The 23,330-nt window shown below is 55.4% G+C and carries 19 protein-coding genes; 13 read left to right on the top strand and 6 right to left on the bottom strand.

Annotated features, from left to right (window positions below):
- Positions 1 to 17: 17 nt before the first annotated feature.
- Both QGH09_04310 and QGH09_04305 read left to right on the top strand, forming a co-directional pair.
- A complete protein-coding gene (locus tag QGH09_04310) occupies positions 18 to 1,760 on the top strand; it encodes an ABC transporter ATP-binding protein (protein HJO17409.1) in 1,743 nt (580 codons plus the stop codon).
- Positions 1,760 to 2,446 carry a S8 family serine peptidase gene (locus QGH09_04305; protein ID HJO17408.1) on the top strand — a complete coding sequence of 229 codons (687 nt, stop codon included), beginning with the start codon at positions 1,760 to 1,762 and terminating at the stop codon, positions 2,444 to 2,446. The genes QGH09_04310 and QGH09_04305 overlap by 1 nt, the downstream gene beginning before the upstream one ends.
- Positions 2,447 to 2,488: 42 nt before the next feature.
- Here QGH09_04305 and QGH09_04300 read toward each other — a convergent pair whose 3' ends face one another.
- Both QGH09_04300 and QGH09_04295 read right to left on the bottom strand, forming a co-directional pair.
- Positions 2,489 to 3,271 carry an ATP-binding cassette domain-containing protein gene (locus QGH09_04300; GenBank protein ID HJO17407.1) on the bottom strand — a complete coding sequence of 261 codons (783 nt, stop codon included), beginning with the start codon at positions 3,269 to 3,271 and terminating at the stop codon, positions 2,489 to 2,491.
- Positions 3,272 to 3,318: 47 nt separating this feature from the next.
- Positions 3,319 to 3,876, bottom strand: a complete 558-nt coding sequence (locus QGH09_04295; protein HJO17406.1) for a hypothetical protein — start codon at positions 3,874 to 3,876, stop codon at positions 3,319 to 3,321.
- Between the two features lie 346 nt (positions 3,877 to 4,222).
- On the opposite strand from QGH09_04295, the gene QGH09_04290 reads away from it, so the two are divergent.
- Positions 4,223 to 5,203 (top strand): aldo/keto reductase, encoded by a 981-nt coding sequence (locus QGH09_04290; protein ID HJO17405.1) that lies wholly within the window; start codon positions 4,223 to 4,225, stop codon positions 5,201 to 5,203.
- A gap of 130 nt (positions 5,204 to 5,333) precedes the next feature.
- Positions 5,334 to 7,562 (top strand): transferrin receptor-like dimerization domain-containing protein, encoded by a 2,229-nt coding sequence (locus tag QGH09_04285; protein HJO17404.1) that lies wholly within the window; start codon positions 5,334 to 5,336, stop codon positions 7,560 to 7,562.
- Between the two features lie 8 nt (positions 7,563 to 7,570).
- On the opposite strand, the gene QGH09_04280 is transcribed toward QGH09_04285, so the two are convergent.
- A complete protein-coding gene (locus QGH09_04280) occupies positions 7,571 to 9,067 on the bottom strand; it encodes a Na+/H+ antiporter NhaC family protein (GenBank protein HJO17403.1) in 1,497 nt (498 codons plus the stop codon).
- 114 nt (positions 9,068 to 9,181) lie between these two features.
- On the opposite strand from QGH09_04280, the gene QGH09_04275 reads away from it, so the two are divergent.
- Complete coding sequence (locus tag QGH09_04275) at positions 9,182 to 9,907, top strand: carboxypeptidase regulatory-like domain-containing protein (protein ID HJO17402.1); 726 nt, start codon at positions 9,182 to 9,184, stop codon at positions 9,905 to 9,907.
- A 33-nt stretch (positions 9,908 to 9,940) separates the two neighbouring features.
- Complete coding sequence (locus tag QGH09_04270; GenBank protein ID HJO17401.1) at positions 9,941 to 10,684, top strand: hypothetical protein; 744 nt, start codon at positions 9,941 to 9,943, stop codon at positions 10,682 to 10,684.
- Positions 10,685 to 10,699: 15 nt separating this feature from the next.
- On the opposite strand, the gene QGH09_04265 is transcribed toward QGH09_04270, so the two are convergent.
- Positions 10,700 to 11,617, bottom strand: coding sequence for a bile acid:sodium symporter family protein (locus QGH09_04265; GenBank protein HJO17400.1), 918 nt, complete (start codon positions 11,615 to 11,617; stop codon positions 10,700 to 10,702).
- Positions 11,614 to 12,066 carry an MOSC domain-containing protein gene (locus QGH09_04260; GenBank protein ID HJO17399.1) on the bottom strand — a complete coding sequence of 151 codons (453 nt, stop codon included), beginning with the start codon at positions 12,064 to 12,066 and terminating at the stop codon, positions 11,614 to 11,616. Before QGH09_04260 ends, QGH09_04265 begins: the two co-directional genes overlap by 4 nt.
- A 94-nt stretch (positions 12,067 to 12,160) precedes the next feature.
- Between QGH09_04260 and QGH09_04255 the strand changes: the two genes are divergently transcribed.
- The 6 genes from QGH09_04255 (at position 12,161) to QGH09_04230 (ending at position 21,399) form a co-directional block, all read left to right on the top strand.
- Entirely contained in the window at positions 12,161 to 13,243 is a 1,083-nt protein-coding gene (locus QGH09_04255) for a hypothetical protein (protein ID HJO17398.1), read from the top strand.
- Between the two features lie 61 nt (positions 13,244 to 13,304).
- Positions 13,305 to 14,663: an aldehyde dehydrogenase family protein gene (locus tag QGH09_04250; GenBank protein ID HJO17397.1), complete on the top strand. Its 1,359-nt coding sequence runs from the start codon at positions 13,305 to 13,307 to the stop codon at positions 14,661 to 14,663.
- A gap of 5 nt (positions 14,664 to 14,668) precedes the next feature.
- The gene (locus QGH09_04245) at positions 14,669 to 15,988 is read left to right on the top strand and encodes a glycosyltransferase family 4 protein (GenBank protein HJO17396.1); all 1,320 of its coding nucleotides are present in this window, start codon (positions 14,669 to 14,671) and stop codon (positions 15,986 to 15,988) included.
- A gap of 17 nt (positions 15,989 to 16,005) precedes the next feature.
- The gene (locus QGH09_04240; GenBank protein ID HJO17395.1) at positions 16,006 to 16,683 is read left to right on the top strand and encodes an ABC transporter ATP-binding protein; all 678 of its coding nucleotides are present in this window, start codon (positions 16,006 to 16,008) and stop codon (positions 16,681 to 16,683) included.
- Complete coding sequence (locus tag QGH09_04235; GenBank protein ID HJO17394.1) at positions 16,680 to 20,108, top strand: FtsX-like permease family protein; 3,429 nt, start codon at positions 16,680 to 16,682, stop codon at positions 20,106 to 20,108. The genes QGH09_04240 and QGH09_04235 overlap by 4 nt, the downstream gene beginning before the upstream one ends.
- 25 nt (positions 20,109 to 20,133) lie before the next feature.
- Positions 20,134 to 21,399, top strand: coding sequence for a PQQ-binding-like beta-propeller repeat protein (locus tag QGH09_04230; protein HJO17393.1), 1,266 nt, complete (start codon positions 20,134 to 20,136; stop codon positions 21,397 to 21,399).
- A 1-nt stretch (position 21,400) separates the two neighbouring features.
- Here QGH09_04230 and QGH09_04225 read toward each other — a convergent pair whose 3' ends face one another.
- A complete protein-coding gene (locus tag QGH09_04225; GenBank protein HJO17392.1) occupies positions 21,401 to 21,850 on the bottom strand; it encodes a hypothetical protein in 450 nt (149 codons plus the stop codon).
- A gap of 148 nt (positions 21,851 to 21,998) precedes the next feature.
- Between QGH09_04225 and QGH09_04220 the strand changes: the two genes are divergently transcribed.
- Positions 21,999 to 23,327 (top strand): MFS transporter, encoded by a 1,329-nt coding sequence (locus QGH09_04220; GenBank protein HJO17391.1) that lies wholly within the window; start codon positions 21,999 to 22,001, stop codon positions 23,325 to 23,327.
- Positions 23,328 to 23,330 lie beyond the last annotated feature (3 nt).

Raw genomic sequence — 23,330 nt, 5'->3', positions numbered from 1 at the left:
GACGTCGGACGCTTTCCTTGTTAGAGCCCCAGTTTCGCCGCGCGCTTGCCTACGTGGTGCCGTATTGGCGCCGGCTACTACTGGTCTTTGTGCTCAGCTTGTCGAGCACAGGCCTTGCACTCTACGTCCCTTACTTATCACGAAGTTTGGTTGATGGTGCGTTGCTCGGAGGCGACGGCAATGCACTTCGCCGGATTGTGCTCACGTTCGCGATAATTACGGTTGCAAGCTTTGCGTTAAACGTCGTGAGCGGGCTACGGTACACACGTGTTTCGGCGGACATTTTGTTTGATATGCGCTTGGCGCTGTATCGACACCTACAGCGTCTGTCGCCGAGATTCTTTGCGAGCACCCGCCTTGGCGACATCATGTCGCGCATCAACAATGACATTAGCGAGATTCAGCGGGTCGCCTCGGAGGTAGTGCTTGCCACTCTTGGCAATGTCATCTTTCTTGCCGGCTCGCTCGGTATGTTGGTCTGGTTGGATCTACGACTTTTCTTGGTGAGTGCATTGTTCTTGCCGCCAAGCCTCTGGGCACTCGTCCGCTACCGGCGGCGCTTGGAAGGTCGGGTGCGAACTGTCCGTGAGCGCAGTGCGGATATCGGAAGCTTCTTGATAGAGACGATCCAGGGCATGAAGCTGGTCGTAACGTCGAATGCCCAAGTCCGCGAAGCCGGCCGCTTTCGACAGCGAAACGATGCGTTTGTGGAAGCCCTGATGTCGATGCAATGGGTTACCTACTTATCGGGCGGGCTACCCGGGCTAATCCTTTCTGGTAGTACGGCGATCATTTTTCTTTATGGCGGAAGCCGGGTTATAGATGGCACGATCACAATGGGGACGTTGGTGGCGTTCATGGCCTACCAGATGCGAGTTCTTCCGCCTGTCCAAGCATTGATGGGTCTCTATGCAAGCCTAGCTACAGCAAAAGTTTCGCTGGGACGTGTCCAAGAGCTTCTAGATGCTAACGTCGACGTGATTGACACTCCCGAGAGTGCTAGGCTGAACCGAGTAGATGGTCGCGTGACGATTGAACACGTAACCGTCTCGTTTGGTCGCGGCGCACCGTTGCTCGATGATGTTTCGATTGAGGTTGCTCCTGGTGAGGTGCTGGCTGTCGTAGGCCCTAGCGGTAGCGGGAAGTCGACGTTGACGGAGTTGTTGCTGCGGTTAATTGACCCGGATCAGGGACGGGTGTTGCTTGACGGTCGGGATCTCAGGGAAGTTCCACTTCGCGAAATCCGACGACATATCGCCCTCGTCGATCAAGAGCCATTTCTCTTTCATGCGTCGCTGCTCGAGAACCTTCGATACGCAAGTCCGGAGGCGACTGACGAGGATCTTGCGGCGGCGGTCCGTGCAGCAGGATTAGAGGCTTTCATCGTCGACTTACCAGAGGGTTACGCTACCCAAGTAGGAGAGGGGGGAAGGGCGTTATCAACTGGCGAACGGCAACGTGTCGCGATTGCTAGGGCATTTCTCGCCGCGCCCGCCGTTTTGGTGCTGGATGAACCGACTGCATCGCTTGATCCCTCGATGACGAAGCAGGTGATGACCGGTTACGAGGCACTAATGAGGGGTCGGACGACCGTCGTCGTGTCCCATCGGCTTGAGCTCGCACTGCAGGCGGATCGAGTGGTTGTACTTGATGGCGCAAATGTGGTTGAGCAAGGCGCACCATCGGAATTAATGGCTCGCGACGGCGCGTTTGTTCGATTGTTTGATACGAGCTCTACCACGAATGCTCAAGAATCGTGATGCGTGGTCTCACTAGCGTATCCGTGGCCGTCGTGGATAGTGGCGTGCACCCCAATCATCCTCACGTTGGTGGTGTCGCCGGGGGTGTAGGGATCACCATCGACGGTGCTGAGCATGAAAACTTCGTTGATCGCCTTGGGCACGGTACTGCTGTCGCGGCAGCCATTAGGGAGAAAGCTCCGAGGAGTGTTCTCTACGCTGTTAAGGTTTTCGACCAGGAGCTCTCGACGAGTGTTGAGGCTCTGGTAGCAGCGATCGACTGGGCCGTCGGGTCGCGCGTTCGGCTGATTAACCTTAGTCTCGGAATGGTGAATACGGAACACGAAAATCAATTCCGCACAGCCGTGGAGCGAGCGGCTATGAGTGGCACATTAGTCGTCGCACCGGCCGCTGACGAACACACGCAATGGTTAACCGGTAGCTTGCCAGGTGTCGTACCGGTTGCCTTGGACTGGAACTGTCCTCGTGATCAGTGCCGATGGACGAGGCAGTCCGGCACGGTGGTATTCGCCGCTTCGGGGTTACCGAGGCCGATTCCCGGTGTGTCGCCCTCGCGCAATCTGAAAGGCCTTAGCTTTGCTGTCGCCAACCTGACAGGATTGCTAGCGAGAGCTATGGAAACGAGGGAGATTTCGTCGTGTGACGAGGCCCTAGCGCTACTGGCTGAGGGTCAGAAGCATTCGTGACTCGAGAGGGTTCGGGTAGATATTAGGCGTTTGCTATCACGCTCATCCGGTCCAGATGTGCCACCGATCCCCACGCATCTCAACACGAAGCTTAAGTCCAAAGCACCGAGACAACGCATCATCGTTCAACGTTTCGGTGAGCCGACCGGCTGCTAGCCTCTGGCCGCCGGCGAGTAGCAACACGTGGGTGAAACCAGGAGGGATCTCGTTAATATGATGCGTAACCAAGATAATCGGTGGCGTCCCACGGTCCTTAGCGAGTGAGGCCAGCGTAGCGACCAGCATCTCTCGTCCACCCAAGTCGAGGCCGGCAGTTGGTTCGTCCAGCACCAGCAAACCAGGATTCGCCATGAGGGCCCTTGCGACTTCAACTTTTTTTTGTTCGCCGGATGCCAGTGTAATGAACCGACGATCTGCCAGGTCTTCGCAGTTGAACCGGCTAAGCAACCGTCTTGCTTTTGCGTAGTCATCCTGCGAATAGACGTGCCAGCAGGTTGAGAGCGCCGCGTGTTTTGCGGTGACGACAACATCTGTCGCTGTCAGTCCAGGGCCCAGCATGTCAGCCAACTGCACGCTCATATAACCAATCTGCTTCCGAAGTTGTCTAACATCTGTGCAACCGAACGTCTCGCCTAGGACTCTTACCGTGCCGTTCGTCGGGTGCTGATACAGGGACGCCACTTGGCAAAGTGTCGTCTTGCCAGAACCGTTCGGGCCGAGAACGATCCAACGTTCGTCAGGTGCCACGGTCCAGTCGATACGGTTGAGAATCAGTTGGTTGTCCCGTCTGACGGTAACGCCCTGGAGTTCAAGGGTTGCGGTCATAAGTTCTAGGGCTCTAGTGCCAGGTACAGAACGCGAACTCTCTGAAATTACTGGCTAAGAACCAGGTCCTCGAATGGTCGGACCCCAGGTAGGTAAACGGAAATCCGTTTGATGTTGTCAGGTGGGGCAGGAAACTTGGCCGATACAACGAGCGGAGTCTCCGGTGTAATGGTCAAACTCGTATCGTCTGAGTGGATGTTTGTTACCGGTTGACCCGTGTTGTCCTTGATGACCATGTACTTTTTCTGATGAACACGGTCGTAGAGGTAGGCATCACGCGCCAAGTCTAACGGGTCGTCGTCAGGGTCAAGATGAATACCTTCAATAATCCTAGTTCGGTATTGCCACCGGACAGTGATTACATCCACTCCGGTCCTCGAGAGACTGAGCAACTCGATGCTGACGCCGTCAATGGTGTATGCCGAGACAGCTAGCACTTCCAATTCTGGCGCTAACGCGATCACCGCCTGCGCCGGTCGACCAGCAGCACTTCCTGCGTTGGACTCAGAATCGGCCAGATCAGCTATGGAGGCTCCGCCGCACGAAAATTGAACCGATGCAATGACGGAGAGCGTGAACGCAGCGAACAGCCGATTTAACACCATGTCCAATTGTAACGTCAGGCAACACTATGAAACATAGATTCGCTCGAAAGTGCCAGAAAAAATCTCATGTAGTGTTTCGTCCTCGACATGGAGTTCTTGTAAGATGGCGTGTTTCCGCCAAACCGCTCATTGGCAAGTGCACTGAAGAAGCCCTCCGAGAAGAAATGACAGTGTGCGTCATTGATGATCACGGTGGTTCCTTTCAGTTCTGCTGGTAAGGCTGTTCCGGTCGGCACAGGCTAGTATCTGGGCCAGACGCCCTAGGTATAGCCTAGGCCTTTCTGGCCTCTATGACCGTGATAGTCTGTTGGGTCTTACGGAGAATTATTGACCAGCGGTTAATCTCATGGATTATGTGAATCTCGGTTCGACCGGATTAAAGGTGTCCCGCATTTGCTTTGGGACGATGACTTACGGTGACCCCGCTTGGCGGAATTGGGTGCTACCAGAAGACAAAAGCCGACCGTTCTTTAAGCGGGCCCTTGAATATGGCATCAATTTCTTCGACACGGCTGACATGTATTCTATCGGCGTAACCGAGGAAATCGTTGGCCGGGCGCTCAAGGAACTTACCCAGCGCGACGAGGTCGTTCTTGCAACCAAGGCGTTTTATCCTATGGGTGATGGACCAAACGATCGAGGTCTATCGCGAAAGCATCTCTTTAGTGCGATTGATGCTTCCCTGCGCCGACTTAGTGTGGACTACGTTGACCTATTTCAGATTCATCGGTGGGATCCCGACACGCCGATAGATGAGACTCTGTGCGCGCTGAACGATATCGTAGTGGCGGGCAAGGCCCGGTATATCGGTGCTTCGAGCATGTACGCTTGGCAATTCATGAAGGCGCTCTGTCTATCAGACCAGCGCGGCTGGGCACGGTTTGTTTCGATGCAAAACCACTACAATCTTGTCTATCGTGAGGAAGAACGCGAGATGATGCCACTTTGTCGCGAGGAAGGGATCGGTGTAATTCCCTGGAGTCCTCTGGCGAGAGGGTTTCTGGCTGGAAATCGGCGCAGAGACGACTGGGGAACGACTAAACGGTCGAAGAACGATAAGTTTGCGCATAACCTTTACTACACGGATGCAGATTTCAACGTCGTGGACCGAGTTGTTGAAGTGGCCAAGGCGCGTGGCGTGTCGGCGGCCCAGATTTCACTAGCGTGGTTGTTGGCGCAGCCTGGTGTAACGGCGCCGATCATTGGTGCATCTAAGATGGATCAACTCGATCAAGCGGTTGAGGCACTTGACATTCAGTTAGACGATGCGGAATGCACGGCGCTCGAGGAGCCGTATCAGCCACAGCCCGTGCGCGGCCACGAATAGGGCCGTGTCATGTGATGCCTTGTAGGTTGCGGGAATCATTCTCGAAACACCTTTATAGCCTTCAGCCATTGGGCAGTCGATGTGTGGTTCACGGTGTTTGTAACATCAATGGAGAAATGAGAGGACGGAGATGTATCACAAAACGCAAAGCCGACCAGTGAACCGTCACTCGTTAGCCTGGCTTGTCATGCTGGTTGGGTGCCTCATCGTTGCCATGGCAGGTTCAGCGGTGCTCTCCCAGGAAACCGCACTGCGAGGTTTTCTTCCTGACGAAGTATCGGCTCAGCGCGAACGCGAAAAGGTGTTTAGGGCCGTGCCTGATCCTGAACGTTTACGTGAGTATATGAGGTTTATAACTGAAGAACCGCATCACGCAGGTTCCCCGGGAAGTCGCCGCATTGCGACTTACATGGTGGAACAGCTCAGCAATTGGGGCCTCGAGGCACGGATCGAAGAACACGAAGCGCTGATGCCAATGCCCGTTGAACTCATTGTCGAGTTAGTTGAGCCAACGCGTTTTCGCTTGAGTCTCGAGGAGCCAGAGATTGCACAGGACAAGGATTCTGGAGATGCAGAAGCACTCCCGAGCTATAACGCCTACTCGGCTGACGGCGACGTGACAGCAGAATTAGTCTACGTTAACTACGGTATCCCGGAGGACTACGAACGACTCGAAGAGCTTGGTATCGATGTGGCAGGAAAAATCGTTATTGCAAAGTACGGTCGGAGCTGGCGCGGTATTAAGCCGAAGCTTGCCTGGGAACATGGCGCAGTAGGGTGCATTATCTACTCTGACCCAAAGGAAGACGGCTACTATCAAGGCGAGGTTTACCCCGACGGCCCCTTTCGCCCAGCGTTTGGCGCGCAGCGGGGTAGCGTGATGGATATGCCTGTGTATCCTGGGGACCCTCTGACGCCTGGGTGGGGTAGTGAACCGGGTGCGCGGAGACTGAACCGGGCGGACGCGGCAACCATCCTACAGATTCCTGTACTGCCAATCTCCCACGCCGACGCACAGCCGCTACTCGACGCGTTGGAGGGACCGGTGGCCCCTGAGGACTGGCGTGGCGCCCTGCCTATTACCTATCGGATTGGTCCAGGCCCGGCCAGGGTTCACATGAAACTGTCATTCGATTGGCAGACACGGCCGCTCTACAACGTGGTAGTCCGCATTGATGGCACCGATTTCCCCGATCAGTGGGTTCTTCACGGCAACCATCACGATGCTTGGGTTAACGGTGCGGCCGATCCCACGAGCGGCAACGTGGCGCTCATGGAAACGGCACGAGGTCTCGCCGAACTTCTCCGGCAGGGTTGGCGTCCGAAGCGGACGATCATCCTTGCAGCGTGGGACGGCGAGGAATGGGGTCTCTTGGGTTCCACTGAATGGGGCGAAAAGCACGCAGAAGAACTGCGCGCAAACGCCGTTGCTTATATCAATACCGATAGTACAAATCGTGGCTGGTTGTCGGCTGGCGGGTCGCACTCGCTGCAGCAGTTCGTCAACGAGGTTGCACGAGACGTTCCGGGGCCTCGGGGTGGTGGGTCGGTACGTGAGGAACTCCTGGCGCATCGACTTGAGGCGGCCCAAGACGATGGGGCGCGGGCGCGAGTTGCCGTTGAATCATCGAAGGGATTTTCCATTAGTGCGCTCGGATCAGGTTCGGATTACACGGTGTTCCTCGATCATTTGACAGTTGCCTCTTTGAATCTTGGCTTTGGCGGTGACAGTTCAAGTAGCGGCGTCTACCATTCGAAATACGATTCGTTCGACTGGTATACAAGATTCTCGGACACAGACTTTACCCATGTTCGCGCGCTTTCCCAAACCGTGGGAACGAGTATTCTGCGACTTGCCGACGCGACGGTGCTGCCATTTAACTTCGTCGACTACGCGAACACGATTGCAATATATTTGGAGGAGATAGAGATACTTTACCAATCGTTCGATGAGCCACCGAGACTCGATTTTGAGCCTATTCGTGAGGCGCTAGCGAGACTTGAGAGAGCTGGTTCGGCATACGAACTGTCGCTCCGTAGGCTAGATGAGACCGACTCCGCAGCGGTTAGAGCCAGGATTGGTGATTTGGCTCAGTTAAATCGGCTGCTCTTCACGTCTGAGCGAGCACTAGCCTCTCGGGCGGGGCTACCTCAGCGTGACTGGTTTAAGCATCTAATCTACGCACCTGGCCTGTATACAGGCTACGGTGTGAAGACTCTTCCGGGAATTCGCGAAAGTATCGAGCAAGAGGAGTGGAACCAGGTAGCCGCATTTGTTACGCGTGTTTCCGAAGCTCTTGAGGGGTTGGCCGATCAAGTTGATGACGCGACGGTAATAATGCACCGAGTAGCTGGTTAAGGTGTAACTCACCCCACGATTCCGACCACAAGATACAGCGTGAAAGCGACGGTTCCCGCAACCAGAGCGTAGGGTAGCTGTGTCCGCACGTGGTCAATGTGGTCGCTGGCTGCTGCCATCGATGAGATGACGCTTGTGTCACTGATCGGTGAGCAGTGATCGCCGAAGACACCACCGCCGAGCACAGCACTCACCACAAGCGGTAGAGAAACCACAGTCGCTTCAGCGTTGAATGACGCGGCGAGTGGCAGAGCCAACGGCAACATAATAGCGAACGTGCCCCAGCTCGAACCTGTCGCGAATGCGATAAAGGCGCTTACCAAGAACACAAGGGGCGCCACCAAGGCTGGGGTTAAGAATGGCTGAACCTGTCCGGCTAGGAACGGACCGGTGCCGACCGCAGCACACGTGCTACCTAGGGCGAGAGCAAGTACCAAAAGTACCGCCAGCGGCAGCATTCCACCCGCTCCCTTGAACGACAAATCGACAAACTCCTGTACCGAGAAGATTCCCTGAGTTAGACTCATGAGCGCCATCGCACCTAGCGCAAGAAGTACGGCCCAGAGCACCGATGTTGAGCCCGACGCCTGGTTGAGGTAGTCCATCAAGCCAGGGTTCTCGATGCCCATCGCCCGCACGCCGGCTGAGCCGGTAATGCCAATACCACTGATGACCATGAGCACCATGAGCATTAGCGGCACGAGCATGTTGCTTAGGCGGGGCGGCGCCTCCGGTTTGCGTGGTGTCATTATCACTTGGTCATCAACAACCGGACGGGCATTGTCGCGGAGTACCTTACCCTCCACCTCGGCACGGCGCTCTGCCTCTTTCATCGGACCAATATGCCAGCCACTTACAGCAACAGTGAACACTAGGAGGATGGCTATGATCGAATAAAAGTTAAGCGGTACAGCAGCCATAAACACAGTGAGCGGTCCAGCATCGCCGAGGTTGCCAAGTGCAGCTTGCGCGCCCAGCAGGCCAAGAACTGTAGCGCCCCAACCGTTGAATGGGATCAACATACAGACCGGTGCGGAGGTCGAGTCGCAAATGTAGGCGAGCTTTTCTCGAGAGATCTTTAAGCGATCGAACAGTGGGCGAGAAACCGTTCCGACCACCAGGCAGGTGATGTTCGACTCGATAAACACACCAAGCCCTATGAACGAGGCCATAAGCTGGGCGCCTCGTCGGGTTTGTGACCATGCCCACCGGCTGACCCAGGCAAGGAATCCATCGATTCCCCCGCCTCGCTGCATGAGGATGAGCAGGGAACCCATTAACAACGTGAACACAATGACACGGGTTTGGCCAGCGTCGACGAACACATTGATTATGGCTGTAATCGCTGCACCGGTTCCACTCACCGGGTTCCAGCCGTCATGTATCAGCCAGCCAACCCAAATGCCGGCGACTAACGAGACTGTCACCTGACGAGTAGCGATAGCCATGCCGATCGCGAGAACCGGTGGAACGACCGAGAGCCAGCCAAGAGTGCCTACGTCCACAGTGCCTCCTCAGGTAAGTTTCTGCCCGGAATTTGGTCCCCCGCAGAGCGGCCGGGCTAGAGAGGTGCATCTTAGCAAAAGGTAGAGCTGTTCGGCCGTGTATCATGAATGACGGTGCATACGAGCCTAGTTAGGGTAGTTGGCACACTTATCATGAGCCTGGTCTTCGGGTGCTCTGGACCTGAAGATTCACTCCCACGAGCCCAAGATGCAGGACTGGGGTTTTTGACTGGTGTTGTGCGGTTAAGTGGCAATGGTGCTGTCACGCCGACCATTATTGAAAACAGCACAGACCCTGAAATCTGTGGCCGGAAGCATACACTTCAAGATCTGATTGTGGGGCCTGATCGTGGAATTCGTTACGTCATTGCTGCACTGGTAGACGTACCAGAAGCTCGTATTCCCCAAATAGTCGACGAACCGCTCATCATCGACAACCGAGATTGCCGGTTTGCGCCACACGTGGGCGTGGTGATGGCCGGCACGGTGATTGAAGTCACTAACAGTGATCCGGTGTTGCACACGACGCATCTCTACGGTGCCATGGAGACGAATCTCGCGCTACCGACGGCTGGCCTCCGGGTCTCACGAGTGGCCGAAGGGATAGGTATGGTTGTCGTTAAGTGTGACGTGCACGGTTGGATGCAGTCGTTCCTTCGAATCGACTCGCATCCGTTTCATGCTGTGACCGACGCTAACGGCGCGTTCCGTATTAATAACATACCACCTGGCGATTACACTCTTGAGTTTTGGCACGAACGTCTGGGACAGTTGCACCAGTCGATACGCATTGAGCCCGCGCGGACGACGGAGATCACTCTGAGCTACGATTATCGATGAGTTGCGAGACACACTTGAAGAAAGGGACAATATATGCTGCCAACGGTGACCTTCAGGATGCCAATAGTGCTCTTTGCGATATTGGTAACAGCAATGGTAGGGAAGCAGCTTTTCTCTGCACAGTCGACACCTCGGCAACAACCTGGTGCCGAAGTTAGTTTCTATGCGCCGGAGCAACACGATCTATACGATGGCCGCTGGGTGCTATCAGCATCTCGAATCTATCAGGTTGGTCGTCTTGACGACCCTCCAGGTTGGGACCATGTCGACAACGATGGGTCGGATGTGCACGAAGTTAACGGCACAGTTGAGATCGACGTCGACGAAATCGAGAATACGGGCACATTTATTGCTCGGCTACAGCTACCGGCTGGGGAGCTAGTTCTCGAAATTGATCGGTTTAATGAATTCAGTCCCTGTCAGGATGGCGGCATCGCAGCATCTATCTACGAGCATGGTGATTCCGGATGCGGCGACACGCTTTGGCCGAAGACTTTTATTTTTCTGGCCGGATGGGGATTCGGTCGGGCAACCCTGAACGGAGAGACCCTCTACAACGATTACCAAGTCCATTTTATGGTCACGCAGGGAATGCGGGACCGTGAAACGCTTGCGGTGAACTATCCACTAGTGGGTAAGCGCTCGCCAGCCGGTGCGGTCAACCCGGCGACTCAACAGATTGATTTCTTCATTCGGAGCCCTGAAAATGACTCGAATAACAATCCAACCCGAAGGGTCTTTGATCACTTCTTTGGAATGGAGGTGACTTGGAAGTAGTGACTCGTGCGAGCGCTATGGCTTCCGGCGCCAGACAGCTGCAGCTAGGCTACCAATGAGCGAGTGGAAAACGGCTGAAATCGCACACGGAATGGCGACGAGCGGACTTGCGAAATTCTGACGGGCGAGTACGACGCCTAATCCCGAGTTCTGCATACCAACCTCAATGGACACGGTCCGTGCGGCCCGCTCCTGCCCCAGAATCAGTCGGCCGGCAGCGTAGCCCAACACGAACCCGCCAATGTGTAGGGTGAAGACGGCGAATAGTAAGCTGAGGCCAGCGGTCAGCACCTGCTGCTTGCCTGCGCCGATAATCGAAGCCACGATGATGGTGATCGTGATCACTGCCACGAAAGGCGCCACCGGTAATATAGACCGTGTAACCTTTGGTGCGTAACGATTTAGGCTCACTCCAAGGACAACTGGAACAATCACGACCTGCACGATGTCCAGCAGTAGGTCAGTGGTAGGTATGTCAACTCGACTACCTGCGAGGAGCGCAGTAAGCATCGGGGTCATACCGACGGCAAGCATCGTTGATACCGTGGTCATCGTTACAGACAGTGCCACATCAGCTTTGGCGAGAAACGAGATAACGTTCGATGCTGTACCACCTGGACAAGACGCGACCAGTACGAGCCCAACTGCGAATTCGGTGGGTAGGTTGAAGAGATAACCGATACTCCACCCGAGGAGGGGCATGACGGTGTACTGGAGAACCACGCCGGGCACGATTAGACGCCGGTGCTTTGCGATTCGGCGGAAGTCCTCGACATCCAAGGTCATTCCCATGCTAAGCATAATGATGCCGAGGCCAACCGTGATGGAAGTTCCACTGAACCAGGTAAAGGACGGAGGGTGGTAAAGTGCGATCGTACTGGCGACGAGCACCCAAACCGGAAACGCCGCTGTGAGTAGTGCTAAGGTTCTCACGACTTGTTGCTCTCGTCACTCCAACGCGCCGTGTCGCCGACTGAGATTGAGCCGTCGATGAGAACCTCTGCGAACACACCTCCGCCCCACCCTCGGGCCATGGCGTCGCGCAACCCGGGGACCACTTGCTCCATTAGGTCGCAAGGGTGAGTTTCTCCCCGCACCCGTAGAAGGGTGTCGCCAACTTCGAGTACACGCTCACCGGTGTTAGCGAGCTCTATGCCTGACAAAAGCAAGTTGGCACGTCGGTTCGAGGGATCAAGCGAGACTCCGAGTTCGCGCATTAGTTCTTCCCAACGTTCGTGGGTGATGAGTGTGATTTGTCGCCAACCACCCTGGTCTGCATTACCCACGATCCCCTTGCCGGCTTTGACACGCACTTCACCGATTTCATCCATGTTGTGTTGTTTAGAGCGCTTGATCCAGATTCGTTCAACCCGTCCGCTCATAGTTCTCCCCCGTAAAGGTCCACCGTTCGCGGTTAGTCTATAACACTGAGTTTTCCTCGTTTTCGCACCACACTAGTGTAGGATGCTTTAATCGATGGTAAATGTAGTTCGCCAAGCGCAAGAGGAACTTGACGAGTGGGTTCGAAACGTTGTCGGTTGGCACTTCGATTCGTCTACGGGCTGTCCCTTCTGGCTAGAGTGGGCTGAACGCGCTGGCTGGGACCCACGGCGTGAGGTCAATGGCTTTGCTGATCTTGAAAAGTTTGGACACTTTAATGACGAATGGCTCCGCGGTGGTCCAGTTCGTCGGTGGTTGCCAAAGGCTTACGCTGATCGGCCGACTTATGTTTTCGAGACCGGTGGCACGACCGGTGTGCCCAAGAGTCGAATCAACATCGACGATTTTCGGATCGATTATGAACAATTTTCCAAGACATTACCGGTCGCTCACTTTCCAACTGGTTCAAACTGGCTGATGCTCGGACCGAGCGGTCCTCGGCGCTTACGATTGGCCGTCGAACACCTCGCTCAACACCGGGGTGGCATCTGCTTCTGCGTGGACCTCGATCCGCGGTGGGTAATCAAGCTAATCAATAAGAACTGGATGGAACATCTGAAGGCCTATCAAGCGCATGTGATCGAACAGGCTGTAACAATCCTCAGTGCAAATCACGACATCAAGTGTCTATTTACCACCCCGAAGTTACTCGAAGCGTTGGCTGATCGTCTTGCGGCCGATGGGGCGAGCCTCAAAGACGTAGGGATCGCAGGCATTTTTTCTGGAGGGACCGAGTTCACGCCGCAGTGGAACCGCTTTGCGCATGAAGAACTACTCGATGGAGTTTACATGACGCCAACCTACGGTAATACATTGATGGGGTTAGCCCCAAGTGCACCGAGTACACCTGAAAACAACTACAAGATCACGTATTATGCCCCGCAACCGAGGGCAGTCATCCAGGTGGTTGATGCTGACGATACAGGTCGGATTGTTGATTATGGCGCAACAGGGAGGGTTATGATCACGACTCTCACAAAGGAGTTCTTTCTACCTCGATTTCTTGAACGTGATGAAGGTGAGCGCGAACGCCCGGACGAGCGTTATGCATGGGACGGCGTAAGCGGTGTTCGACCATTTAGCCGCCTGTCGTCAGTGACGACAGTAGGGGTGTATTGACGTGATCCATTTTCCTATCCTTCGGTGGGGCGAACCATATCGAAGTCTCGAGGTGAATGCCATGTCGCACTTCGTCACTGGTGAGCCCGTGGCCGAAGTGAGCCAGGCCAACGGCGGATTAGTAGCCCGGGATTTGCGAAAAGCTGAGCAAGCACGCGATGCGCTTCGAGAGATTCCGTGTACGGAACTTATCCGTATAGTGCAGCGTGCCGGCGAGCTATTTCAGTCGGCCGACTTGCCAGTCGGAGACGCGCTACAGTCGCCTGAGGATTTTGTGCGGCAACAGTCGGCGACAACCGGACTACCTGAGAAGCTTTGTCGGATGAACATGGAGAAGATCGGCGGCGTGCTGGCGCAGCTCGACCAGATTCTCGCTGCGCTGACGCGCAAGTTAAACCTCGACATTTTTACGCGGGGATTCGGTGACGAGGGCGGGGTTATGCGTAGTTATCAAGCGGCTGCGCCCGTGCTCGGAATGGTACTGCCCTCGAACTCGCCAGGTGTACACAGTCTTTGGCTGCCAGTGGTGCCGCTCCAGGTGGGGCTGGTGCTCAAACCTGGACCTCAGGAACCTTGGACTCCGTGGCGGCTGTCGCAAGCGTTCTTTCAGGCTGGCATCCCGAGACAAGCAATTGCCCTCTACCCTGGTGAGGCTGAGGTTGGCGCAGCTGTCCTCAGTCACTGTCCGCGCAGTTTCATATTTGGTGGTACTGCGACCGTTGATCACTATCGAACTAATCCGGCGGTTCAGGTACATGGGCCAGGGTTCAGCAAGATTCTGCTCGGCGACGATATCGTGGACAACTGGGAACAATATCTTGACCTAATGGTCCAGAGTGTGTTGGTCAATAGCGGGAGAAGCTGTATCAACTGTTCCGGCATCTGGGCTTCACGCCATACACGGGAGATTGCCGAAGCACTAGCCAAGCGTCTTGGGCCGATCGAACCCTTGCCACCGGATGATCCCAAAGCCGAACTCGCCGCTTTCACAGTACCTGGACAGGCTGAGGCTATTTCCGTCGAGATTGACCGTGCGCTTGAGCAAGATGGCGTTGAAGATGCGACTGCGCCCTACCATGGTGGCAGTCGCCTAACGAGTCAGGAGCGCTATGGCTATCTTCGGCCAACCGTGATCCGAGCTGAGTCGCCGCAACTGGCCTCAGCTGGTAAAGAGTACATGTTTCCCTATGTCACTGTCGTGGAATGTCCTCAGGATAAGATGGCCTCATCAATTGGGACGACGCTCGTTGCCAGCGGCATCACGTATGATGAGGCCTTCCGTCAGTCTTTACTAGAGGCGACCAACATTGATCGTCTCAACCTGGGACCGATTCCAACGACCCAGGTCAACTGGCTAGCTCCCCACGAAGGGAACATCGTCGATTTTCTGTTCCGGGCGAGAGCCTTTCAGATGGCATAGCCGCGGTGCGAATCCTGTCGATCACGGCGGGGGCAGCCAACATGTACTGCGGGAGTTGTCTTCGCGACAACGCCTTGGCCGCCGAACTAATCGCGCGTGGTCATCAAGTGCTTCTGCTGCCACTTTACACTCCCACGCTGACTGACGAACGCAATGTCAGTGATGGGCATGTGTTTTATGGCGGGATCAGCGTTTACCTTCAGCAGCTTTTGCCACTTTTCCGTAAGACCCCCCACTTTCTCGATCGTTTATGGGACACGCCATCGGTGATTCGCGCGTTCGCGGGTCGCACGGTCAGTGTTGATCCAGCGCAGCTCGGCGCTCTGACAATTTCGGTGCTGCAAGGGGAAAACGGTCACCAGCGTAAGGAGCTGCATAAACTGATAGCTTGGCTGCGAACGCAACCGCTTCCGGATCTCGTTGTTCTTCCAAATTCTTTATTAATTGGCTTGGCCGCACCGCTGCGCGCGGCACTCGGACGTCCGGTGTGCTGTACGTTGCAAGGGGAAGACTTGTTTCTCGAAGCGCTACCGCCTGCCCAGCGCGACACTGCGCTTGATCTCATCCGTAGGTGCACGAACGATGTCGACCATTTTTTCCCGGTGAGTGAATACTACCTCGATTTTATGTCTGATTATCTTGAGGTTTCTCAGGATCGTTTTGACGTGTTACCGCTCGGCATGAATTTCGAAGGTTACCCTAAGCACCAAGCGACGTTATCGACCCGATCAGCGCCGTTCACAGTTGGCTACCTCGCTCGCGTTGCTCCTGAGAAAGGACTTCACTTGCTTGCGGAAGCCTATCGGAGGTTACGCGAACACCTCGGTGTGACGGATGCCCGCCTTGAAGTCGCAGGGTATCTGGCTCCCCAGCATCGGAGTTATCTCGCTGAGGTCGAGCAGCATCTGGTGGAACGGGGACTTGGTCGTGAGTTCGCCTACCGAGGTGTGCTCAATCGTGACGAGAAGATTGAATTTCTGAGCACCCTAGATGTATTGTCGGTGCCTAGTACCTACCCGGATCCCAAAGGTATTTCTGTTCTAGAGGCGATGGCCGGCGGCGTGCCGGTTGTCCAGCCTGGACATGGAGCCTTCCCAGAAATTTTAGAGCGTACCGGTGGGGGTATCACGTTCGAGGCAAACCGTTCAGACCTCCTGGCTGACCAATTAGCTGCTTTGTATTGTCAGCCCGAGCGTATGGAACAGTTACGCATGCAAGGGGCCTATGGTGTACGGAAACATTACAGTGTGTCCCGGATGGCCGACCGCGCAGTTGAACTGTATGGGCACACGATCGCGACAGCTGGAATAGCTGCCGTATCCTGATAAGGGAGGTTGTAACGTTGCTCGAAGTATCCAACTTATCCAAGGCATACTCGGCACCTAGCGGGCAGCTTTCGGTGCTTTCCGACGTTAGTATCGCAATGCAGCGAGGGGAATCTGCGTCGATCATGGGTCCGTCGGGGAGTGGTAAGAGCACGCTCCTCTATATCCTTGGCGCCCTCGAGCCCCCGACCTCGGGACAAGTATTCCTCGATGGTGACGACCCATTCACGCTCGAGCCGAGGGCTCTAGCGGAGTTTCGGAATCGGGCGATCGGTTTCGTCTTTCAGGATCACCTGTTGCTACCTCAATGTACCGTCATTGAAAATGTGCTATTACCGACACTCGTTGGGAACCCTCTGCCAGATGGCCACGCACGTGCCCGAGACCTTCTCGACCGGGTGGGGCTCAGCGAAAGGCTTAACTATCGGCCCGCTGAGTTGTCTGGTGGTGAAAAGCAGCGTGTCGCACTGGCTAGGGCTCTCATCCGATATCCTCCGCTCGTACTTTGTGACGAGCCGACGGGTAACCTCGACCGTGAGTCTGCTGATACCGTAGCATCCTTGCTCCTGACATTGCATCGTGAGCAGCAGACCGTATTGGTTGTGGTGACTCACAACCAGGCGATCGCCGACCGGTTCGCCCAAAAGCTCGAACTGCGCGGTCAACAACTCCTGCCCCGTGGGAGCGCGACGTGACCCTCGGACGCTTGGTCAAGCGCAGCCTAACCTACTACTGGCGAGTGAACCTTACGGTCGTAGCGGGTGTTGCTGTTGCTGTATCGATCCTTGGGGGCGCGTTGCTTGTGGGGGAATCGGTACGTAGTTCTCTGCGCGCGCTCGCGCTCGGTCGGCTCGGGCAGACTGACACTGTTATCACGTCACCGACATTCTTCCGCGATGCACTCTCTGCTGAGCTGGCGGCAGGTCCGCCAACGTCTGATCTGTTCGATGCAGCGGTGCCACTTATTGCACTCGATGGTTTTGTCACCGACCCAGCCACCGGCCGGCGAGTGTCTGGCGTACGAGTGTACGGAGTCGACGACCGGTTTTGGAGATTTCATAAGCGCACAACACAGTTGGCTCCTGATCGAAACGAAATGTTTCTCGGTGAAGCACTAGTGCGGGAACTCAAAGTGGACATCGGCACGGCACTGCTTGTGCGGGTGGCGCGCCCGTCGGAGGTGCCGCTGGGCTCGTTGCATGGCCGGCGCGATGATGTCGGTCGGACCGTGCGACTAACAGTCGGGTCCATCTTGGCGCCCTCGGAGCTCGGTGAGTTCTCACTCCGTCAGCTCCAAGGGCCCGCCCGCGCGGTTTTCGTTTCACTCTCGCGTTTGCAAGAACTATTGGATATCAACCGTGAAGTTAACACGATCTTACTGTCGAAGCGCGTAGGCGCGCTGGGGTCCCCAGCGGTTCAGGTTGCCAATGTGCAGGCAGCCTTACGCAAAACGGCCACGCTCGACGATCTTTCCGTAACTGTCAGGGAGCTAGCCGAACGTGGTGCCCTAGTAGTTGAATCAGCCGCCGGAATGGTTAATGCTGCCGTGGCCGACGCAGTGTTGGCGTCTGCTGGCGAGATGGGGCTGCATCCACAGCCGATTCTGACGTATCTCATTAATCGTTTGAGCCTTGGACCTCGCGACGTACCGTATTCGCTGGTCACTGGTGTTGACTTTTCATCATTTTCGGATTTGTCATCCCGTGCGCAACGTCGAACGGGACTCTGGCCAGAAGCACTCGAATATCCACCAATTCTTCTAAACGAATGGGCAGTCCGTGACCTAGGTGCGCGCCAAGGAGACATCATCAGCGCCGAGTACTACGTCTGGGAAGACACTGGCAGCCTAGTCACGAGGCAGGCTGATTTTCAGCTTCACGGAGTGTTGTCGATTGCTGGTGACGCCGCCGATAGAGAACTTGCCCCCGTTTACAAAGGGGTGACCGACGTGGAGAGCATGGTCGACTGGGACCCACCGTTTCCAATTGACCTTAGTGCTATTGACTCGCGTGATGAGGAGTACTGGGACCGTTACCGGACCACGCCGAAGGGATTCGTGGAGTTGGCTGATGGTCAGGACCTGTGGCGGTCTCGGTACGGACAGCTCACGTCAGTCCGGTTGCTCACTGACAATATCGAAGACCTAACGTCAACCGCCGTTACCTACCGCCGAACCTTGGTCGCCAACATTGACCCAATTGCGGCTGGTATTGGCGTGAAGCCAGTCCGGGCGGTCGCGCTTAGGGCATCGGTTGGAGCGATCGACTTCGGGGAGTACTTCGCATACTTTAGCTTTTTTCTCGTTGTATCTGCGTTACTACTTGTCAGCTTGTTCTTCCAGTTTGGTATCGAGCAGCGGTTGCAAGAAATCGGCATGCTTCAGGCGTTCGGGTTTCCTCTTCAGGCGATCCGGTCGCTGTTTTGGCGTGAAGCTATTGTTCTCGGTGTTGGTGGTGGGTTGTTTGGGATGGTCTGCGCTGTTGGGTATGCCCAGGTCATTATTTACGGGCTACGCACTTGGTGGGTGGACGCAGTAGGCACGACACTGTTGAGTCTGCACGTGACTCTGGAGACACTGGGTGCCGGTGCAGCGGGCGGTGTTATTGCGGCACTGCTGACGATTGCCGTCAGCCTGCGGTCACTCAAGGGCGTGTCACCGCGTGGTCTCCTTGGTGGGGCGCCGCTGCCACAGCTTGCTCACGGCATGAAGCAGACGCGTGCAATCTCGGCCTGGACGCACATCTCAGGCTGGGTTGGGCCGGTGGTGCTTGTAGCGAGTAGTTTCACACTTGTCATCGCAGCGCGCGCAGGAGCACTGAACGCGACTATTGGTTTCTTTGGTGCTGGCACCCTATTGCTGTGCGCGCTACTGGGCTTTGCCTGGACTTGGCTGCGTCGAATGGTCCTGGGTTCGATTAGTGAACCAAGGCTTTGGCCACTTGTTCAACTTGGCGTGAGAAATTCCAGTCACCGCCCAGGTCGGAGCGTACTCTGTATCGCGCTCATCGCCTTGGCTGCTTTCTTGATCGTAGCAGTTGGCGCGTTTCACCGGAGCGAAGGCGATGTACGGGACCGAGCGTCGGGTACCGGAGGATTTACCTTGCTAGCTGATTCATTGTTTCCGGTGGGCGATGATCTTGACCAAACCGCTGGTCGGAATCGGCTTGGGCTGTCGGAATATGAGGGCAGTCTTTTCGATGGCGTTGACTTCGAACGGTTCCGAGTGCGAGCTGGTGACGATGCTAGCTGCTTGAATCTCTACCGGCCGACCGATCCACGTGTCATCGGTGTTTCTGATAGCTTTATTGCCGACAACCGGTTTACTTTCGGTGCCACGCTAGCGAGGACACCGGCTGAACTGGAGAACCCATGGCATCTCCTAAGACGTGAGTTGCCCGATGGGGTCGTCCCAGCTCTTGCCGACGCTAACTCACTGACCTATGTGTTGCACCTAGCGGTTGGCGATGAGATCGTCTTAAACCGTGACACTGATCGAGAGGTGCGGCTGCGGATCGTTGCCGCACTAGCCGACAGCGTGTTGCAAAGCGAGTTGGTTGTGTCGGAGGCACAGTTTCGACGAGTATTTCCCGAACAGGAGGGCTTCAATTTCTTTATGATTGATGTTCCTGAAGACCGAGTTTCTCAGGTAACGGTTGCCCTTGAGGAACGGCTTACCGATTTTGGCTTTGACGTTGTGCCGACTGCCGAGCGCTTGGCAATGTTCCATCGCGTTGAGAATACCTACCTAGTTACGTTTCAGACGCTTGGCGTACTTGGACTGCTGCTTGGCACGATCGGGTTGGGTGCTGTGCTACTTCGAAACGTGCTTGAGCGACGACGGGAAATCGCACTGCTGCGAGTCATTGGCTACGACCGGCAGCATCTGATGTTTATGGTGTTGACTGAGAACCTGCTACTGTTAATGCTGGGCTTGGGGATCGGAGCTTGCTCTGCGCTGATTGCTATCGCACCCGCTTGGTATGAACGAGGCCAACAGTTGCCATTCGCGTTGATTGGTTGGCTGTTGGTAACGGTGGCTCTCGCCGGGGCAATTTCGTCGCTTGCGGCAACCCGAGTAATGGCCAGGTCGCCGCTCTTGGCTGCTCTTAAAGCGGAGTAAACAAGAACCGATAATGAAATTATCTATGCGTAGAAGGCTATTGTTCATCATCTTAACCGTTTCCATTTTTTTCATTCCCGTTAAAGCCAAGGATTGGCCGCAGTGGCGTGGGCCGCATCTCAATGGCACTAGTGAAGAGACGGGTTTACCAGTCACCTGGACGAATAGTGAGAACATCGCCTGGAAACTCGAGATGCCGGCCTGGACTGGTGCCACTCCTATCGTTTCTGGTGAGCACATCTTTCTCAACGTCGCCGATGGCGAGGACATCTCTCTTTGGGCTGTTGATCGCCAAACAGGAAAGCCGGTATGGCGGCGCCGATTAAGTGATGGCAATGTCAAACGTCGCAAGCAGAACATGTCATCACCTTCGCCAGTGACTGATGGCAAACACGTTTGGGTGATGACCGGAACCGGTATCCTCACGCAGTTCGATTTTGACGGGAACAAAGGATGGACTCGTAACATTCAGGCAGACTATGGCCAGTTCGGACTCAACTGGGGCTACGCCTCGTCGCCGTTGCTGTATGAGGACGGCCTCTATGTGCCGGTACTGCACGGTATGCGGACCGATGATCCCTCCTATATCCTGCGGGTCGATACGGCGACTGGTAAGACCGTCTGGCGTGTCGAACGTCCTACAAACGCACGTCGTGAGTCACCGGACGCCTACATCACTCCCGCGCTGTTGCAGTACGACGACACAACCGAGATCGTCACAACGGGCGGTGATGTGGTTACTGGACACGATCCTGAAACCGGTGCCGAGTTGTGGCGTGCTGACGGGTTGAATCCAAAGAATAACGGCGCGTATCGGATTGTTGCGTCGCCTGTAGTCATGGACGGGGTAATCTATGCGCCGACCAGAGAGCGCCCATTGCTTGCACTTCGTGCAGGTGGTCGAGGAGACATCACAACCTCACATCTTATTTGGACAACTCAAAATGGTCCGGACGTGCCGACACCGGTCACCGATGGTACTTACTTCTACATCGTCAATGACCGCGGGATTGTATTCTGTCTCGATGCGAAGACAGGTGAGACAATTTATGGACCACAACGGATCACGCCCGGCACCTACAGTTCTTCACCAGTACTGGCTGACGATAAGATCTACGTGACGAATGAGGATGGCACGACGACCGTTTATAGTGCAGGTCCCGAGTTTAGGATCCTCGCGGAGAATGTGATGGACGAATACACGCTGAGTTCGGTTGCGATTTCCGAAGGACAACTTTTCTTACGGACCGACTCGTTTCTCTATGCGGTTGGTGAACGCCGGGAGAACTAACCTAAGCCTGAGGCCTGAAGTAGAGTACCATCCCGGCGCCGACGGCGGCCAACACAAAGCCGACGTAAATTAATGGGTGCGGAGCGGTTTTCGGAGGATGAATTACCATTGACGTGATTACGTTGACCAGAGGTGCGCCGCCGAACACCAGTGGCATCACGTAGAGCGGAATACCGCCGGTACGGAAGGCCCAGATGATGCACACCGCACCAATGGCGCCAAGCGCGCCAGCGCCGGTGGCCCATGCGGTGCCAGTGCTCGAAAAACCGGTCAGCTCTCCCTGGGAAGAGAGCGCGAATGTTGGGACTAGGACGCCAATAAGAAAATAAGCGATGCCTACGCATAACAGGGCTCGAAGAGGGTTTCCAAGCTGCACTTGACCAGTGTGCAGCGCAACTCCATACACTCCCCAGGAGAGGGCAGCACCGAGTGCGAATAACAACCAAGTCATGAGATCACTCCTTTTCAGATTAATACGTTACCTTCGAAACTGTCGCTGTGCAGCTGGGCTGGCGCACCGTAACTCTCTTCATTGTAATGTAACGCTTCTGAATTTCCTTGCGCTGAGCGTCTAAATACATCAGATTCTGGAGTTCTTGATGCCACACTCTTTCAGCCGTCTATCTCCAATCCAATGGACAATTTGCGGAGTCGCTGCTCTTGGCTTCGCGTTCGACATTTACGAGCTATTGATGTTGCCGCTCATCGTGCGTCCAGCACTGCTTGAATTAATTGGTGCTGCGCCAGGTACTCCCGCCTTCAACCTCTGGGTAGGCATGCTTTTCTTCGTGCCAGCGGTGGTCGGCGGCACGTTCGGCCTATTGGGAGGTTATCTTACAGATCTATTCGGACGCCGGCGTGTGCTGGTCTGGAGCATTCTCCTATACGCGGGCTCTGCGCTAGCTGCGGGGTTCGCTACGTCTATCGAAATGCTACTGTTCTTACGCTGCACAACCTTTGCTGGCGTTGTTGTGGAGTTTGTCGCGGCCGTTGCGTGGCTCGCCGAGTTATTCCCTGAGCCGAAACAACGTGAAGCAGTGCTCGGCTACACGCAGGCTTTTTCGTCAATAGGCGGCCTTCTTGTCAGTGGAGCTTATTTTCTTGCTGTTACCTATGGCGATTCATTACCGGAGATCCAAGGTGGTCATGAGGCTTGGCGTTACACCCTGATGTCTGGCGTGATTCCAGCTTTACCTCTCATTGTGGTCCGACCTTTCTTACCTGAGTCGCCGACGTGGTACCAGAAGAAAATGGCAGGTACATTAAAGCGGCCCAGCATCGGCGAGCTGTTCCAACCGGCGTATCGGCAGACAACCATCGTGACGGCGATAATGTTTGCGTGTGCCTATGGTGCGGCGTTTGGTGCGATACAGCAGGCGCCGCGAATTGTCCCAGGCCTTGAGGAGATCGCGATGCTGGCACGCGTTCAACAAGAACAGATTATCGGCACTGTTCAATTCGTTCAGGAGATGGGAGGGCTCACCGGTCGGTTACTCTTGGCTTTCTTTGCTGTTCGGATTGTTGCTAGGCGCCGATTACTGCGAGTGTTTCAGGTGCCGGGCCTGCTACTTGTGCCGCCAGTATTCCTATTCGCTACGACCACCAGCCTTCCAATGCTTCAGTTTGGCTTATTCGTCGCCGGTGTATGTACCGTCGCGCAGTTTAGTTTTTGGGGCAACTATCTTCCGCGCGTGTATCCCACGCACCTTCGAGGTACTGGTGAGAGTTTCGCGGCTAATATCGGTGGGCGAATGATCGGAACGTCATTCGCTTTGGTGACGACGCAGTTGACCAATGTCATGCCTGGAGAAAACCCTGCGGTACAGCTAGCGTATGCTTCCGCGATTGTCGGCCTGTTCGTTTACGCCTTGGGATTCACAGCCAGCTTCTGGTTACCAGAACCCCAAAGCGAGGCATTACCGGAATGAATG

This window comes from Vicinamibacterales bacterium (genome assembly GCA_036012125.1).
GTDB lineage: Bacteria > Acidobacteriota > Vicinamibacteria > Vicinamibacterales > UBA823 > UBA11600.
This window is presented reverse-complemented; position numbering and strand designations above follow the sequence as displayed.

Coding starts and splice junctions, on each gene's coding strand:
- QGH09_04305 (HJO17408.1), top strand. CDS start 1,760: ATGCGTGGTCTCACTAGCGTATCCGTGGCCGTCGTGGATAGTGGCGTG.
- QGH09_04300 (HJO17407.1), bottom strand. CDS start 3,271: ATGACCGCAACCCTTGAACTCCAGGGCGTTACCGTCAGACGGGACAAC.
- QGH09_04295 (HJO17406.1), bottom strand. CDS start 3,876: ATGGTGTTAAATCGGCTGTTCGCTGCGTTCACGCTCTCCGTCATTGCA.
- QGH09_04290 (HJO17405.1), top strand. CDS start 4,223: ATGGATTATGTGAATCTCGGTTCGACCGGATTAAAGGTGTCCCGCATT.
- QGH09_04285 (HJO17404.1), top strand. CDS start 5,334: ATGTATCACAAAACGCAAAGCCGACCAGTGAACCGTCACTCGTTAGCC.
- QGH09_04270 (HJO17401.1), top strand. CDS start 9,941: ATGCTGCCAACGGTGACCTTCAGGATGCCAATAGTGCTCTTTGCGATA.
- QGH09_04260 (HJO17399.1), bottom strand. CDS start 12,066: ATGAGCGGACGGGTTGAACGAATCTGGATCAAGCGCTCTAAACAACAC.
- QGH09_04255 (HJO17398.1), top strand. CDS start 12,161: ATGGTAAATGTAGTTCGCCAAGCGCAAGAGGAACTTGACGAGTGGGTT.
- QGH09_04250 (HJO17397.1), top strand. CDS start 13,305: ATGTCGCACTTCGTCACTGGTGAGCCCGTGGCCGAAGTGAGCCAGGCC.
- QGH09_04230 (HJO17393.1), top strand. CDS start 20,134: ATGCGTAGAAGGCTATTGTTCATCATCTTAACCGTTTCCATTTTTTTC.
- QGH09_04225 (HJO17392.1), bottom strand. CDS start 21,850: ATGACTTGGTTGTTATTCGCACTCGGTGCTGCCCTCTCCTGGGGAGTG.
- QGH09_04220 (HJO17391.1), top strand. CDS start 21,999: ATGCCACACTCTTTCAGCCGTCTATCTCCAATCCAATGGACAATTTGC.